Below are 15,550 nucleotides of genomic sequence, written 5' to 3' on the forward strand. Positions count from 1 at the left end.
GCAGAAAGTGGATTACATCGCCTGGAGCGTTTCCTTATACTCCAGAACTACGCTCAAACTGTCCAACTCGGCGACCGCGTCTCGTTCTTGAGTTTTTACACGGCCTGGGCCGGTTGCCGTCGTTTCACTAACGGGCTAGACCGATCCGGTGGGATTCCCTCAGGACGTTTTCTGCACAAGCTGTTCGGCAAGCCCGATGAGGATTCCTTCCGGACCACGAATATAGCAGAGCCGATACATGTTTTCGTACTGGACTACTTCGCCGACCAGCTTCGCGCCGCGCTTGACGAGCCGGACGAGCGTGTCGTCGATATCCTCGACGGTAAACATGACACGCAGGTAACCGAGAGCGTTCACCGGGGCGTTGCGGTGATCGGCGACCACGGGCGGCGCGAGGAAGCGGGATAGCTCGAGACGGCTGTGACCGTCCGGCGTACGCATCATGGCAATCTCCACGCGCATGCCGTGCAGACCGGTGACGCCATCTGCCCAGTCTCCTTCAATTGGGGCGCGCCCTTCGAGTACGAGACCAAGTTCGGTAAAGAACGCAATGGCGGCATCGATGTCTGCTACCACGATGCCGACGTTGTCCATGCGCTTGACTGTCATGTTGCCTCCTGGGTATCTAACGTATCCTTCAGTCAGGGAGAAGGAGCGCCCCGTTACGGCAGCCTGTGCCGGAACGTCGGTTCGATATTGCGCGCATGCAGCCAGCGCACGATGTCTTCCAGGGTGGCGTCCTGCAGCAGCAAGCCCGGCTGCGTCGGTGACTGGGTCACCACCGTTGGCAATGGAGCGGCGACGGGAGCCGGCACGGCATTTGCCAGCCCCGCATGTCCCTGCAACTTGGCCAGCGCCTGCGCGAATTGTCCCGGGTTGATGCTGCGCAAGCTTTCCAGGAAGCCCAGCTGGGCGGCCGGGGGTGGCGGCATGTCCAGGCCCGGCTCGTCGACAAAGGCCGCGCCCATGCTGGGGTGGATGAAGGCGGCCCACTTGCCCGATGGCTGCAGACATGGCGGCAACGCTACCTGCTCCACGTCGGCGGGCGGCGCGGTGGCGAGGATGTCGGTCGAGGCAGGTAAAAAGGTGGAACGCAGCAGCTGCACGAACTGGTGCGCCTGGGCGACGGGCACGGGCGTGGCCAGGGACAGCCATAACTGGAACGCCGTGCCCGAGATGCTGACGGCCGGCGCCGGCAAGTCCAGCTCGTGCTGCACAGCGTTGGCGATCGTGCACAGCGCGCTCCAGTGCGCTTCGCCGCCGCCCTTGCCGCCAAACTCCAGCACCAGCGCGCGCGTCAGGCCGCTCTCGGTCACGAGTTGCACGGCCACCGTCTGCTCGCCCGACAGATGGCGCGCCAGCACGGCCGGCGTCAGCGGCTGCGCGCCGCCCTCCGCATCAATGTATTGCTGCTGTTCCTCGAACAGGTACAGGCGGGTGAGTTCGGAAATCAGTTTATGCATGGGCAGCCTCGTAATGACGTTGAGCAAGACTTGTCAACGTGCCCAGATTATAGCCTCCTGGCTATTCCCTCACTGGCAGCCCGGCTGCATGCCGCGTCGGTCCGGCGCCAAACACCAGCCAGCTGGCCACGGCGAACAGGCAGGCGGCCACGCCGCCATACAGCATCACGGCGCCAAATCCCTGCGCCAGCGCCAGCTTCGCCACGCCGGCCGGCAGTGCGCCGGCGCCCTTGCCTACCGACAAGCCTTCCGCCATGGCGCGCAAGGTGGCCGCGTCCAGTCCGCCGGGCAACTGCATCCGCAAGGCGGACTGGATGGCTGCGACGAGAATACAGCCCATCAGCGCGATATTCACCGACAGGCTGATCATGCGCGCGCTGATGTCGATGCTGGAAGCCATGCCGGCCCGTTCGCCCGGTACGGCGCCCGTCGTCGTATTGGTGACGGGCGTGTTGGTCAGGCCCAGGCCCATGCCCGCCAGCAGGCAGCCGGGCAGGATCGTCAGCCAGCTGGCGGCATCCACACGGCTGCCCCACAGCATCAGCAAAAAACCCACGCCGATGACCAGCAAGCCGGCAGGAATGACGGCATCGGCCCGGTAGCGCAGCGCCAGGCGCTCGGCCAGCGGTGGCACGAGCAAGGTGGGCAAGGTGTAGGCCAGCAAGGTCAGGCCCGTGTCCAGGCTGCTGTAGCCGAGGCCATACTGCACGTACAGGGGCAGATAAATCATGAACGGCCAGAAACTGCAGTTCATGCCCGCCGAACCGAGCAGCGCTCCCGAGAAACGGCGGATGCGGAACACCGCAAAGTCGATCATCGGTTCGGCCTGGCGCCGTTCGATCATGACAAACAGCATCAGACTGATCAGCGCCACGGCCAGGCTGGCCACGCTGCGCGGATCACTGAACCCCAGCGCCGGCCCCTGCGTCAGGCACCAGGCCAGGCTGAACACGCCCAGCGACAGGGTGGCGATGCCGGCCACGTCCAGCTTGCGCCGCTGCGGGTCGCGCGATTCGCTCACGCCCAGCGTCACCAGCAGCAACGCCGCCAGCGCCAAAGGTCCGTGTACGAGAAATACCCACTGCCAGTTTGACAGCGCGACGATGGCCGCGCCGATGATGGGACCGCAGCCCAGGCCCAGGCCAAACACGATGCCCCAGGCGCCAAACGCCCGGCCCCGCGCGGCGCCGTCCGGAAACTGCTGCGACAGCACGGCCACCTGGCAAATCAGCATGGCGCCGCCAGCCATGCCCTGCAGCGCGCGCGCGGCGATCAGCACGCCCGTGCTGCCGGCCCAGCCGCATGCCAGCGAACTGAGGCCGAACAGGATCAGGCTGGCGAGCAGCAAGCGCTTGCGGCCATAGCGGTCGGCCAGGGTGCCCGTGGCCATCAGCACGGTGGTGCAGGCTAGGGTGTAGGCGTTCATGATCCATTGCAAGTCCTTGAAGTCGCCATGCAGCACGGTTTCCAGGGTGGGCAGGATCACGGGCACGCTGGAAATTTCCAAGCCAAACATGAGCGAGGCCAGGCAGACGGCGGCCAGGGTGAGTACGTTTTGTTGCGAAGTAGTCAGGTACATCGAAGCTTTGCTTTCGGTAGTCATGGAGGGATGCGTGGTGCCGGGGCACTGCAAGCGGCCATTCTAGAAAAGCTCGACTCATGAGGGAAATGATAAAATTTTGTACAATTCATTCATTTTCATCATGAATCGCAGGAGCGTCACCCATGGACTTCGATACCGCCCTGCTGCGCGCCTTTGTCGCCGTAGCGGACACGGGCGGCTTTACGCGCGCCGCCGAACGGCTGCACCTGAGCCAGTCCGCCATCAGCCACCAGATCCGCCGCCTGGAAGAGCAAGCGGGCAGCGCGCTGCTGTTGCGCACGACGCGCAGCCTGCGCCTGACGGAAGATGGCGAAGATTTCCTGCGCCACGCGCGGCAGATCCTGGCCGCGCAGGATGCGCTGTCGCGGCGCTTCCTGCGCTTCTCGATTGCGGGTGCCGTGCGCTTTGGCGTGCCGGAAAATTTCATGGGCGCTCGCCTGCCCGCCCTGCTGGCGCAGTTCGCGCATTTGTTTCCCGCCGTGCGACTGGATGTGACGGTGGGCACCTATCTTGACTTGCAGAAACTAGTAGCGGCCGATGCGCTGGACCTGGCCGTCGTCATGGCCCTGGCCGGCGGCCAGGATGAGGCGGCCGTGCTGCGCCGCACGCGCTTCGTCTGGGCGGCGGCGCAGGATTTCCGGCACGACAGCGCGCTGCCGCTGCCGCTGGCGTTTTCGCCCGCGCCGTGCATGCACCGGCAAGTCGGCGTCGACGCCCTCGATGCCGCCGGTCTGGACTGGCGCGTGGCGTTCACCTCGCCCAGCCAGCAGGGCTTGCGCGCCGCCGTGCTGGCGGGATTGGCCATCACGGCCATGCCGCAAGGCGACTTGGAGCCGGGCATGGTGATCATCGATGGTCAGCATGGCTTGCCTGCCCTGCCCGCCGCCCAGTTCCAGCTCGTCTGGCGCGCCACCAGCACCACGGCGGCGGCTGAAGCGTTCGGACAATTGCTGCGCGAATGGTCAGCCGCCGCAGCGGCATGACAGCAACGCCAGGCCACGATACATGCGATCGTACGCGCCGCCATCCAGGTGACCCAGCAGTTCATGGAGGTGATGAAGCGGCACCGATAGGGCCGGATCGTGAATATTTGCAGCCGCACCATCCACGGCACCGTGAACCGCACCGCCTAGTCAGGGTGTAGGCGCTTTGCACCCAGGCCATACCTTTATCCGTAAAGCCCAGTTCCTGGTGGACTTTAGGAAAGCTGCACCATGGACATGTCGAGCACGATCATCCCCTAGCTGACGAAGATGATGGCAAGAAATGCCAAAGTCCGCATGAACTTATTAGCCAAACTAATGATTGAGTGGAGCCAGTATCAACGGGCCAGCCGAACCACCAGCACTGCCGCCCCGGTAGCAAAGCATAGCCAGCAGGCCAGGAAAATATCGGCCGCATACGGCGTGCGGTCCCAATAGCTGTCGCCGGGCGGCAGCTGCAAGACCAGACCGCCCCACAGCAACATGGCACCCCATGCGATGACGCTGGCAATGACAAAACCCAGTAGCGAATAAAGAAAAGTTTTCATCACGCGATAGTCCGACAAGATTGCTTGCAGAATAACAGCAAAACGCAGCGCGATGACCTGCGCCTGCAAGTGCACAGCACGCGCAGCGTCTCGCTGACGCAAGCGGGCGAACAGCGGCTGCGCACGGCGGCCCCTCCTACCGCGTTTACCTTGCTGCCCGACACCTTGCGCAATCGTGGGGTTTGAGCCAGCGCAAGGCGACACCGTGCGCCAATGATCACCACACGAACACGCGTTTACCGCGCGGCGGCGCAGGTCTATAGTGGCATCTCCCCACCTTTTCAAGGACAGGACCGCCATGAAACTCTTTTACTCGCCGGGCGCCTGCTCGCTGGCACCGCACATCATCCTGCGCGAAACGGGCACGCCGTTCACACTCGTCAAGGTCGACCTGGGCCAGCACAAGACGCCGGAAGGCGGCAGTTACTATGAGCTCAACCCGAAAGGCCAGGTACCGCTGCTGGCGCTCGACGATGGCAGGACCTTGAGCGAAGGCCCCATCATCGCCCAGTACATCGCCGAGCATGCCGGAAAGCACGACCTGCTGCCGCCCGTGGGCAACTTTGTCCGCTACAAGGTGATGGAATGGCAGAATTACATCACGTCCGAGCTGCACAAATCGTACAGTCCCCTGTTCGATTCCCGCATCGACGCGGCCACCAAGGCCCTGTTCATCGAGGAACTGGGCAAGAAATATGCGTGGATCAACAGCCGCCTGGAAGGCCAGGCCTACCTGACCGGCGACACCATGACCGTGGCCGATCCCTACCTGTTCGCCGTGACGGGCTGGGCGCCGCAGCTGGGTGTGGACCTGTCGCAGCTGGCCAATGTGCAGGCATTCCTGGGCCGCATGACCGAGCGCGACAGCGTCAAGGCGGCACTGGAAGCGGAAGGACTGGCCAAGGCCGCTTGAGGGCTGTTGCACGGAGTTGCCCTGGGCTGGCGGCGCACGACAATCCCGTGCTAAGATCGTGGCGTCGAAAAAGGTGGACCGGCGTGGTGAGCCCCGGTCAGCCGTCCGCCTGTGGACGGTCATATTCCAGCCCTGGGGGCCGCGGACCACGGCGAAAAGCGGACGTGCGCCGTTTTTTCGTCGGCGTGCGTTCCGTCACCCTGCTGCCTGAACGGCGTTCCGCCTGCCGCGAAAAATCACCACGTCCTTGACCGAGTGTGCTCTGCACAACATCCAGGACGACATCATGAAACCAGCTTCAATCCACACCCCTGTACTCATCATCGGCGGCAGTCTCGTCGGACTTTCAGCCTCGCTCTTCCTTGCATGGCGGGGCGTGCCGCATATCCTCGTTGAAAAACACCACGGCAGCGCCGCGCATCCCCGCGCCACGGGCTTTACGGAACATACATTGGAATTTTTCCGCGCCGCCGGCATCGCCGAACGCATTCCCCAGGTACCGCCCGGTGCCACCGTGCGCCGCGCCCGCGTGGAAAGCCTGGCGGGACAGCACTACGAGGAATTGCCATGGACGCCAGGCCAGCCGGAAGAGCGCGACGGCAAGGCTTCGCCCATGGCCGGCGCCGCCATCGCCCAGGACTTGCTGGAACCGATACTGCGCGAGGCCGCCCGCGCACGTGGCGCCGACCTGCGCACGGGCGTGGAACTGTTGTCCGTGCAGCAGGATGCGCAGCGCGTCACGGCCCAGCTGCGCCAGCGCGACACGGGCGCATGCTATGCCGTCACGGCCGATTACCTGATCGCCGCCGATGGCGCGGCCAGCCCCATCCGCGAACAGCTGGGCATCGCGCGCCAGGGTGCCGGTCCCCTGCGCGTGCTGCGCAGCGTGCTGTTCAGCTGCGCGGAGGCGGACGCCTTTCTGGAACGGGGCATCCGCCAGTTCGACATCGACCAGCCAGGCTTCAAGGGTTTCCTGGGCACGTATTCGGACGGGCGCTGGTTCCTCATGTTTGAAGAACAAAGCGAGAGCACCGACGCGCAATTGCGGGCGCTGGTCCGCCAGGCCCTGGGCAAGGACATGGCGTTCGAACTGATCACCACGGGACGCTGGGAGCTGGCCGGCCTGATCGCGGACAGGTTCAGCGAGGGGCGCATTTTCCTGGCCGGCGATTCTGCCCATCAATTGCCGCCCACGCGCGGCGGCTACGGCGCCAACACGGGCATCGACGACGTCTACAACCTGGCATGGAAGCTGCAAAGGGTGGTGCGGCAACAATCGCGCCCTGCCCTGCTCGACACCTATACGGATGAGCGCCGGCCCATCGCCTGGCTGCGGCACCAGCAAACCTTCGCCCGGCCAGACTACGCGAAATGGGTCGGCGAAGGCTACCAGGACGCGCCACTGTATGGCAATCTGGCGATGGAACTGGGCCAGCTGACACGCTCCAGCGCCATCCTCGGCGCGGACGCGGCACTGCCGCCGGCCGCCCACCCGCGCGACTGGAACGGCCAGCCAGGCACGCGCGCTCCCCACGTATGGGTACGGCATCGTGGCAACAGCGTCTCCAGCATCGACCTGCTGACCGAGGATTTCGTGCTGCTGACAGCCGATCCCCGCTGGTCCGCCGCCGCCGCGCACCTATCGTTGAAGACCTTGCTGGCCGGCGCCGACGTGGTTTTCCCCGCCGACCAGGCCTTCGTCGACACTTTCGGCACAGGCGATGACGGCGCCGTGATCGTCCGGCCGGACGGCATCATCGCCTGGCGCTCCGCCCCGGCGGCAATACCGGATGCCATGCTGCTGCGCGCGGTGATGGAAAAAATCGCCTTGCCGCACAGCTGACGGCAACGGCGCCGCCGCGCTGTGCGAAAATGCCCGCCTTCACCATTGCCGGACATTGCCCATGCCGCACGCTGCCATTGCTACCCTTTCCGAACGCGACGCGCACCGCATCGCCCGCCACGCCCAGGCGGCCGATGCGGCCCGCTTCCTGCATCCGGTGCAGCAAGCCTTGCTGCACCGGCGCGGCTGGCTGACGATGCTGGCGCCGCGCAGCGCGGGCGGCGCAGAGCTGCCCTTGCCGCAAGTGGTGCGTCTGGAAGAAGCCGTGGCCGCCGTCGATGGCAGCATGGGCTGGGTGCTGACCCTGTGCGCAGGCGCGGGCTGGTTTGCGGGCTTTCTGGCGCCCGGCATGGCGCAGTCCATCATCGGCACGCCGCGCGTCTGCCTGGGCGGCAGCGGCGCGGCCACCGGCTACGCGGAGGAGGAAGGCGACGGCTACCGCATCACGGGCAGCTGGGACTACGCCAGCGGCGCACCGATGGCCACCCACTTCACCCTGAACGCCCTGCTGCGGCGCGATGGCCAGCCCCTGCTCGATGGCGAAGGAAAGCCACGCATCCGCGCCTTCCTCGTCCCCGCCGCGCTGGTGCGGCTGGTGCCTTCGTGGAACAGCGTCGGCATGCGCGCCAGCGCCTCGCACAGTTACCGGATCGACGGACAGTGGCTCGGCAAGGATCATGGCTTCACGATCAGTCCCGACACCGCGACGGCCGGCGGCCCCCTGTACCGCTATCCGTTCTACTCGCTGGCCTACGTGACCCTGGCCGCCAACGTGGCCGGCATGGCCGCGCATTTCATGCAATTGGCCGAGGAATGCATGCGCCACCGCCGCCATGCGCGCGCCGGCTTGCCCCTGCTGGACGTGCCGGAAGTGGCCGCCTTGCTGCAAGGAAAAAAGGATGCCTGCACGGCCGCCCGCGCCCGCTTTTACGCCGTGCTGGACGACAGCTGGGCAACGGTTGCCGCCGGCACGGCCCTCGACGCGGAAGGCATGCAAGCCGTGCAGGAACGTTCGCTGGAGCTGGTCGCCGTGTGCCGCGCCGCCGTCGATGGCCTGTATCCATACTGCGGCCTGTACGCGGCCCGCGAAGACAGCACCATCAACCGGGTCTGGCGCGATTTCCACACGGCCAGCCAGCATTCACTGCTGCTGCCCTGACATTGCCAACCGCGGCTTCGCCGCGCGACAACTTGCCCTCCCCTGGCAGCCGCATGACTGAAAAGGCTGGCGGACGCCATGCGGCCCGGATTGCCTGATACTATGAGGCATTGCTACTTTTCGCTCCCCTATCCATGCACGTCAACACGCTCAGCAGCCTTGCCCAACTTTTGGCCAGCGCCGAAACGGAAACCCTGGCCTTCCCCACCAGCATCAATACGGCCCTGCTCCTGCAAAAGGAACTGGCCAACCCCGATTGCCACTCGGCCGACATCAGCCGGCTGCTGCTGTGCGAACCGACCTTGTCGGCGCGCGCCGTGGCGCTGGCCAATTCGGCCCTGTTTGCGCCCGGCCAGGCGCCCGCCATCACCAGCGTGCGCGGCGCCGTCGAGCGGCTGGGCCACCGCAACCTGTATGCGCTGGCGACGGCGGCCGTCATCCGCCAGCTGAACGCGGGCATCCGCGACGAAGCCTTGCGCGCCCGCGCCACCCAGCTGTGGGCGCACACCGTGCACGTGGCGGCGCTGGCGCATGGATTGGCGGGCGCCGTCACGCAGACGGATGCCGATACGGCGCTGTTCGCCGGCATCGTGCATGAAGTGGCCGGCTTTTATCTGCTGGCCCAGGCCGACAAGACCCCTGGCCTGTACGCCCACCTGGAAACGCAGATGGCGTCCGCCCTGGAAGTGATCGGCCGCGCGCTGATGCGCCAGCTGGGCGTGCCGCAGGCGGTGGCCGATGCCGTCAATACCTTGCCCGGTTCGACCATCATGCTGCCACCCGAAGGCTTGCGCGACACCCTGCTGCTGGCCAAGGCGCTGGCGCCCGTGCCCTCGCCGCTGCCGCAGGCCGGCATCACCGTCAGCGCGCCGCTGCAAGCCTACCTGGACAATGATCCCGTGCTGCAGGCGCTGCGCACGCAGCCGTCGGCCGAAGCGAAGGCCCTGATCGAGGTGCTGCTCAGCTGATGGCCGATCTGCTATGATGGCGCAGGCCGGGATGGACCCGGTCCGCTTTCATTCATGTCCACTGGAAAACTGCCTTGACTACCTCCTTACGCATGCTCGGCCTGGCCGCAGCTCTGACCATGGCGTGCAACGCCAACGCCGACAGCTTCGTTTCCTCGGCCTCCAGCGCCGGCTCCCAATCGAGCGGCAGCATTTCCGATTCGCTCAACGGTTCGAGCAACAGCTCCTCGCGCGACAACAAGGTGGCCAATGGCCCCTACCGCATCATCGACGTGGCCGCCGTGCCGGGCCGCGACGGCATGACGCGCCTGACCATGCAGGCCGACGCCACGGCCACGCCGCTGGTGCTGGACTTGCCGCAAGCGGCGCTCGACAAGCAGCAACTGGCGCAGGGCGACGTGGTGCATGCGCAAAACCGCGCCTACGGCATCGAATTCTCGCGCAACGACACGCGCGCCGCCTTCTTCCTCGTGCTGGCCGACGACTGGTACGGCGAAATGGCCACGCGTCCCGTCAGCCTTTGATTCGTTTTCTCCCGCGCCGCCCGGCACTGCTGCTGGGCGTTTGCGCCATCTTCAGCGCCGGCGCGGCCCAGGCGGGCACCTCGCTCGCCTCGTCGCGCTTTTGCGACCGCGCGCAGGAACTCACGGCCACGGAACAGGACCGGCTGCTGCGCTTTGCCGCCGTCGTGCGCGAAGAACTGGCCGCCAGCGAAGGCAGCGTGGCCCTGATCAGCCGCTCGGGCCTGGACCTGGCCCGCTTCGGCATCCGCTATTCGCACGCGGCACTGGCCTGGCGCCACGACAACGACAGCGGCTGGTCCGCGCGCCAGCTGTACTACGCCTGCGACGAAGGCCGCCCGCGCATCTTCGACCAGGGTACGGCCGGTTTCGCCATGGGCACGGAAAACCCTGCGCTCGGCTACATCTCGCTCGTGAAACTGCCGGCCGAAACCGTACCGCCCCTGCGCCGCGCCCTGCTCGATCCCGTGCGCGTGCAGCAGTTGCTGGCGGGCCGCTACAGCGCCAACGCGTATGCCTACAGCCTGAAATACCAGAATTGCAATCAGTGGGTGGTGGAAATGCTGGCCGCCGCCTGGGGCGAACTGGCCGCGGGCAGCGACTTGCGCGCCCGCGCCCAGGACTGGCTGCGCGCCGCGCCCTACGCGCCCGTCCCCGTCGACGTGGGTGCGCGCTGGCTGATGCTCGGTTCCATCTTCGTGCCCCTCGTGCACATGGACGACCACCCGCCGGAAGCCATCGGCACGATGCAGCTGGCAGTGAGCTTGCCGGCCAGCCTGGAAGCGTTCGCGCGCCAGCGCCTGCCCGCCAGCGAACGCGTGGAAATCTGCCACGACGGCAAGCAGGTGGTGGTGCACCGGGGCTGGGATGCGATCGCCGACGGCTGTATTCCAGGCGCAAACGACAGGGTCATCGCCCTCGACGATACGCCGCACGACAGTCCCTGACGGCAGTCGCTAAGCTGCGGCCAGCACCGCTTCGACTTGGTCAAGCAGGCGCGATGGTTCGAGCCCCTGCCCCATCCGGCGGGCTACCTCGCCGCACGCCAGCTGGACCCCGGGCGCGGCGAGCAGGCGCGCCAGCTGCCGCTGCATGCGTCCCGCCGACAGACGCCTGGCCAGCAAGACATCCCCCACGCCGAGCCGTTTGACCCTCCAGCCATTATCGAACTGGTCGTACGCGAACGGCACGATCAGTTGCGGAATGCCCGCGCGGAAAGCGTCCGCGCTGGTGCCGATGCCGCCATGGTGCACCACGGCCGCCACGCGTGGCAACAGCGCCGCAAACGGCACGTGCGCCTGCCACATGACGCTGGCCGGCAAATCCTGCGGCACTTGCGCCGCATGCGGCGTGAGGAACAGGCCGCGCCGCCCCAGCCGCCGCAACACTTCCAGGGCGATGCTGAAATAGCGCTGCGCGTGCTGGTGCCCGGTACCCGGTGTGAACACGATGGGCGGCTCACCCTCGCCCAGAAAGCGTTCCAGCTCCGGCGGCAGCGCCGCAGCGCCATGCATGACGGCGCCCATGAAACCGGTTTGCACGAAGTGCGGCGGCCAGTCCGCCTGCGGGGCGGCGAACCACGCTGGAAAGAGTCCCAGCGAGGCATCCGGTGCGGTCAGCATGTGCGCAAAAAAATGCGCTTCGGGCGGCAGTCCGTGCTGCGCGCGCGCCCCGTTCAGGCCAGGCAGCAGCACCGGGTCGACCATGCTGCGGTTGATCAGCCGCCACAGGGCCTGGCGCCAGGCCAGCGGCACCCAGGCGGGAACGCGCAGCGAGCCGGCCGCCAGGAAATCATGGCTGCTGCACAAATTCGATGGCGCCAGATACGCCGCGACGATGCGCAGGCCCGGGCGTGCCGAGCGTGCCAGGGCGGCCATCGGCACGAGGAAGGGGTGGCACAGCACCACGCAATCTTCAGCATCCGGCAAGCCTTGCACGACGTCGCGCACGGCGCCCAGGTGCGGCACGAGGCCGCGCCACACCAAGCCCCAGCCCTTGCGTTCATCCCACAGGCCCGGGTCGCCCAGCATGGCCTGGCCCTCTGCCGCACTGCCAAAGGTGTGATACGGCAGCCTTGACGCCTGCGCTGCCGCTTCCTGCCAGCCCGGCACCAGCAGCAGCACGCGCCGGCCCCGCTGCTGCAAACCCTGCGCCAGCGCGATAAACGGTTGGATGTCGCCGCCCGTGCCGCTGCTGGCGACGATGACGAGCGGCGTGGCGGCGGCCTGGCCGGCCAGCGCTTCAGCCCGGGGCGGCATCGAGCGCCTCGCCGATCGCATAAAAGCGCCCGCCGGCGATGTAGTGCAGGCTGCGCCAGGATGGATCGGCGTCTTCGAAATGCCAGTGCCCGTCGCGGAACACGCGCGTGTCGGCCCAGGCGCCCACCACTTCGCCGATGAACAGGTCATACGCAGCCTGGTTGTGCGGCTCGGGGATCAAACGGCAAGCCAGCCAGGCCGAACATCCGGCCACGAACGGCAAATCAAAGCCGTCCATGTGAAACAGCCGCACGCCGGCGCGCGCCAGTTTGTCGGGCTGCGCATCGAGGCTGTGCGTGCCGACGGCGTGGGTCAGCTGCAGCTGCGCCGCCGTCGGCACCTGGATGACGAACGTGCCGCTGCCTTCGACGAGCGCGCGCGTGCGCGTTGCCTTGTCCAGCACCACGGTCAGTTTCGGCGGCGCGAAATCGAGGGCGCAGGCCCAGGCGGCGGCCATCACGTTATCGACGCCGCCATGGCGGGCCGAGACGAGGATGGACGGGCCGTGATTGAGCAAACGATAGGCTTTTTCCAGCGGCACGGCGGCGATATGGTCTCGTTCATTTAGCGACAGCAGCATGTCCCACTGGTCGATGCCGGGCCCGAAGCCATCCGGCGTCACCTTGACTGTCTCAAAGCCGAAGCGCGCATAAAAGGCCTGCGTGTGCTGGCTGGTGTTCATGCTCACCTCGGCCACGCCCGGCACGGCGCGGATGGCGTCCAGGCGCGCCTGCGTCAGCGCGCGGCCCAGTCCCTGGCCGTGCAGATCCTGCGCCACCATGCCCCAGCACAGGCTGGCCACCGTGCCGCCCGTGTCCAGCGCATGGCCGCCGCAGGCGACGATGCGTCCGTCGCGTTCGATGACCAGATACGGATGTGTCGAATTTTCCAGCCAGGCGGCAAAGTCCGCGCGCTCGGACGGGTCGAAAAAGCGCGGCGTATTGCCGTCGAAAAGAGCCAGGCAGGCATCGCGGTCGCCGGCCTGGTAAGGACGCACTGTTTGCATTTTTTGTACTTTAAAAAACATGAATGGCAATTATAAGGGGCGCGCGGTCAAGCCAGCTGTTCCGGGCCGACGACGTGCACGCCCGGCGTGCCGGCCAGCGCCGCTTCCAGCAAGGCGCTGGCGATACGCGGCGCGGGATTGATGCGCCAGCGGCGCGGCAGCACGGGACCGAGCACGCGCAGGACGCGCAAGGCAGCGCCCTCGCCCGCCCGCGCCTCCTCGCGTTCGCCGCCGATCAGTCCCGGCCGCACGTGCGTCAGCGACGCAAAGCCCAGCGTTTCGAGGTCGCGTTCCAAGTCTCCCTTGACGCGGTTGTAGAAAAAGCGCGAAGCCGCGTTGGCGCCGGCGGCGGAATTGAGCGCATACGTGCGCGTGCCGGCCGCCAGCGCCAGCCGCGCCGCGGCCAGCGGATAGTCATGGTCGACTCTGCGAAACGCCTGCCGCGTGCCCGCCACCTTCATGGTCGTGCCCAGGGTGCAGATGACGGCGTCCGCCTGCCACCAGGGCGCGTCCGCCGGCAAGCTGTCGAAGTCGACGAGCGGCGCGTCCAATTTGGGATGCGCCGGCAAAGGCTTGCGCACGGGCGCGACAATCCGGCTGACGCGCGCATCCATCAGCGCCAGGCGCAGCACTTCGCGGCCCACCAGGCCCGTGGCACCTATCAGTATCAGTTTCATTCATTCTCCCCGCATGCTGGACGCCACACGATACAGCATCGGGCGCCCAGGCAGTGCATCAGGCGCCCGCGTGCGTGTGATAGATCTTGCTCACGATGGTCCACTCGCCCTGCACCTTGAGCAGATTGAAAAAATCGGTGAAGCGGAAGCCCGAGATATCGTCCGTGTCGACGCGCGCGCTGGCCGCCGTGCCCACGATATCGATCCGCGCGATGGCCGCCTTTGCCTGCGGCGATGGACGGAACGCGCTGTCGATGATTTCGAACAGGCCTTCGATGGGCCCGCCCGTCAGCTTGTCTTCGCTGTCGATGCCGAAAATGGTGGCCTCGCTGCTGAAGGCGGGGCGCATGATGCTGCTGTCGGCCTGCGCGCCGCCCGCATTGTATTGATTCAGCACGGCGACGATGGCCTGGTAATCCTGCACATAAGTGGTGTTGTTCATGGTGCGCTCCTTGGTTGGGTGAAAAGAAAAATCAGGACTGGCTGGCCGGCCAGTCGGTGTAGCCGACGGCGCCGCCGCCGTAATACGCCGCGCGCGGCGCCACGGCCAGCGCCACGCCATGGCGCAGGCGCGCCACGAGGTCCGGGTTGGCGATGAAGGGACGGCCGAAGGCAACCGCATCGACCTTGCCTTCGGCGCGGCGCGCCAGCGCCAGCGGCAAGTCGTAATGGTTGTTGCCGATGTAGGGGCCATCGAACAGCGCCCGCAACGCGTCGAGGTCGACGCCGTCCGGTACCTCGCGCGAGGTGGCCGTGGCGCCTTCGACGAAGTGCAGATAGGCCAGCCCGTGGCGGTTCAACTGTCCGATCAAATAGCCATAGGTGGCCATCACGTCGCTGTCGACGGGCGTGTTGCCCGCGTCGGGCGTGACGGGCGACAAACGGATGCCTACCCTCGATGCGCCCCAGATATTCACCACGGCATCCGTCACTTCCAGGGTCAGGCGCGCGCGGTTGTCGATGCTGCCGCCATAAGCGTCCGTGCGCCGGTTGGTCGAATCGCGCAGGAACTGGTCGAGCAGGTAGCTATTGGCCGAATGCACCTCGACGCCGTCGAAACCGGCGCGCAGCGCGCATGCGGCCGCATGCGCATACTGGGCAACGATGCCGGCGATTTCCTGCGTCTCCAGCGCGCGCGGCATCGACACGGGCTGCATGCCGCTGGCCGTGTAGGTGCTGCCCTCGGCCTGGATGGCGGAAGGCGCGACGGGCGCGGCGCCATCGGGCTGCAGGCTCGTATGAGAAAACCGCCCCACATGCCACAGCTGGCAAACGATCCTGCCGCCGGCAGCATGCACGGCATCCGTGACCAGCTTCCAGCCAGCCACCTGCTCGTCCGACCAGATGCCCGGTGTCAGGGCATAGCCGCGCGCCTGGGGCGAAATATTCGTCGCCTCGCTGATGATCAGGCCGGCGCTGGCCCGCTGGGCGTAGTACTCGGCGTGCAAGGCGTTCGGCACGCCATCGTCGCCCATGCGGCTGCGCGTGAGCGGCGCCATGACGATGCGGTTGGCCAGCGCCAGCGCGCCCAGGTCGACTGGAGAAAATAGATCGCTTTCATGCTGTTCGGTCATCGTATTGCTTTCATATTGTGCGAGAGGTCCAAAA

General features: G+C 66.5%; 17 protein-coding genes and 1 pseudogene. 8 read left to right on the plus strand and 10 right to left on the minus strand.

Annotated elements, in window-relative coordinates; all coding sequences use genetic code 11:
- Positions 1-159 precede the first annotated feature (159 nt).
- From KO538_RS27930 to KO538_RS27940, 3 genes are all read right to left on the minus strand, one after another.
- Entirely contained in the window at positions 160-609 is a 450-nt protein-coding gene (locus tag KO538_RS27930; protein WP_034754749.1) for a VOC family protein, read from the minus strand.
- Between the two features lie 53 nt (positions 610-662).
- The gene (locus KO538_RS27935; protein ID WP_219330307.1) at positions 663-1,463 is read right to left on the minus strand and encodes a hypothetical protein; all 801 of its coding nucleotides are present in this window, start codon (positions 1,461-1,463) and stop codon (positions 663-665) included.
- Between the two features lie 61 nt (positions 1,464-1,524).
- Positions 1,525-3,066, minus strand: coding sequence for an MFS transporter (locus KO538_RS27940; RefSeq protein WP_257620628.1), 1,542 nt, complete (start codon positions 3,064-3,066; stop codon positions 1,525-1,527).
- Between the two features lie 122 nt (positions 3,067-3,188).
- Between KO538_RS27940 and KO538_RS27945 the strand changes: the two genes are divergently transcribed.
- Positions 3,189-4,049 (plus strand): LysR substrate-binding domain-containing protein, encoded by an 861-nt coding sequence (locus KO538_RS27945; RefSeq protein WP_219330308.1) that lies wholly within the window; start codon positions 3,189-3,191, stop codon positions 4,047-4,049.
- 338 nt (positions 4,050-4,387) lie between these two features.
- On the opposite strand, the gene KO538_RS27950 is transcribed toward KO538_RS27945, so the two are convergent.
- Positions 4,388-4,597 (minus strand): hypothetical protein, encoded by a 210-nt coding sequence (locus tag KO538_RS27950; RefSeq protein ID WP_128139501.1) that lies wholly within the window; start codon positions 4,595-4,597, stop codon positions 4,388-4,390.
- A gap of 24 nt (positions 4,598-4,621) precedes the next feature.
- Here KO538_RS27950 and KO538_RS27955 point away from each other — a divergent pair, with 24 nt between their 5' ends.
- From KO538_RS27955 to KO538_RS27985, 7 genes are all read left to right on the plus strand, one after another.
- Positions 4,622-4,783 carry a hypothetical protein gene (locus tag KO538_RS27955; RefSeq protein WP_161781510.1) on the plus strand — a complete coding sequence of 54 codons (162 nt, stop codon included), beginning with the start codon at positions 4,622-4,624 and terminating at the stop codon, positions 4,781-4,783.
- 112 nt (positions 4,784-4,895) lie between these two features.
- On the plus strand, positions 4,896-5,510 hold the full coding sequence (gene gstA / locus KO538_RS27960; RefSeq protein ID WP_070305990.1) for a glutathione transferase GstA: 615 nt from the start codon (positions 4,896-4,898) through the stop codon (positions 5,508-5,510).
- 286 nt (positions 5,511-5,796) lie between these two features.
- Complete coding sequence (locus tag KO538_RS27965; protein WP_219330309.1) at positions 5,797-7,353, plus strand: FAD-dependent monooxygenase; 1,557 nt, start codon at positions 5,797-5,799, stop codon at positions 7,351-7,353.
- Positions 7,354-7,414: 61 nt separating this feature from the next.
- Entirely contained in the window at positions 7,415-8,512 is a 1,098-nt protein-coding gene (locus tag KO538_RS27970; protein ID WP_219330310.1) for an acyl-CoA dehydrogenase, read from the plus strand.
- Positions 8,513-8,646: 134 nt separating this feature from the next.
- The gene (locus KO538_RS27975) at positions 8,647-9,480 is read left to right on the plus strand and encodes an HDOD domain-containing protein (RefSeq protein WP_070305993.1); all 834 of its coding nucleotides are present in this window, start codon (positions 8,647-8,649) and stop codon (positions 9,478-9,480) included.
- A gap of 92 nt (positions 9,481-9,572) precedes the next feature.
- Complete coding sequence (locus tag KO538_RS27980; protein WP_034788152.1) at positions 9,573-10,004, plus strand: hypothetical protein; 432 nt, start codon at positions 9,573-9,575, stop codon at positions 10,002-10,004.
- Positions 10,001-10,948 carry a DUF2145 domain-containing protein gene (locus KO538_RS27985; protein WP_257620629.1) on the plus strand — a complete coding sequence of 316 codons (948 nt, stop codon included), beginning with the start codon at positions 10,001-10,003 and terminating at the stop codon, positions 10,946-10,948. The genes KO538_RS27980 and KO538_RS27985 overlap by 4 nt, the downstream gene beginning before the upstream one ends.
- 9 nt (positions 10,949-10,957) lie before the next feature.
- Here KO538_RS27985 and KO538_RS27990 read toward each other — a convergent pair whose 3' ends face one another.
- The 6 genes and pseudogenes from KO538_RS27990 to KO538_RS28010 all read right to left on the minus strand — a co-directional run bounded on the left by KO538_RS27990 (position 10,958) and on the right by KO538_RS28010 (position 15,516).
- Complete coding sequence (locus KO538_RS27990) at positions 10,958-12,259, minus strand: nucleotide disphospho-sugar-binding domain-containing protein (RefSeq protein ID WP_219330311.1); 1,302 nt, start codon at positions 12,257-12,259, stop codon at positions 10,958-10,960.
- Entirely contained in the window at positions 12,243-12,839 is a 597-nt protein-coding gene (locus KO538_RS29555) for a flavin reductase family protein (RefSeq protein WP_257620635.1), read from the minus strand. Before KO538_RS29555 ends, KO538_RS27990 begins: the two co-directional genes overlap by 17 nt.
- Before the next feature lie 9 nt (positions 12,840-12,848).
- A pseudogene (locus KO538_RS29560) lies at positions 12,849-13,286 on the minus strand (GNAT family N-acetyltransferase); the annotation flags it as partial.
- A 26-nt stretch (positions 13,287-13,312) separates the two neighbouring features.
- Positions 13,313-13,942 (minus strand): NAD-dependent dehydratase, encoded by a 630-nt coding sequence (locus KO538_RS28000; protein WP_219330313.1) that lies wholly within the window; start codon positions 13,940-13,942, stop codon positions 13,313-13,315.
- 58 nt (positions 13,943-14,000) lie between these two features.
- Positions 14,001-14,384 (minus strand): nuclear transport factor 2 family protein, encoded by a 384-nt coding sequence (locus KO538_RS28005; RefSeq protein ID WP_219330314.1) that lies wholly within the window; start codon positions 14,382-14,384, stop codon positions 14,001-14,003.
- Between the two features lie 31 nt (positions 14,385-14,415).
- A complete protein-coding gene (locus KO538_RS28010) occupies positions 14,416-15,516 on the minus strand; it encodes an alkene reductase (protein ID WP_219330315.1) in 1,101 nt (366 codons plus the stop codon).
- Between the last annotated feature and the right edge of the window lie 34 nt (positions 15,517-15,550).

The organism is Janthinobacterium sp. NKUCC08_JDC (assembly GCF_019345575.1).
Lineage (GTDB): Bacteria > Pseudomonadota > Gammaproteobacteria > Burkholderiales > Burkholderiaceae_D > Janthinobacterium > Janthinobacterium aestuarii.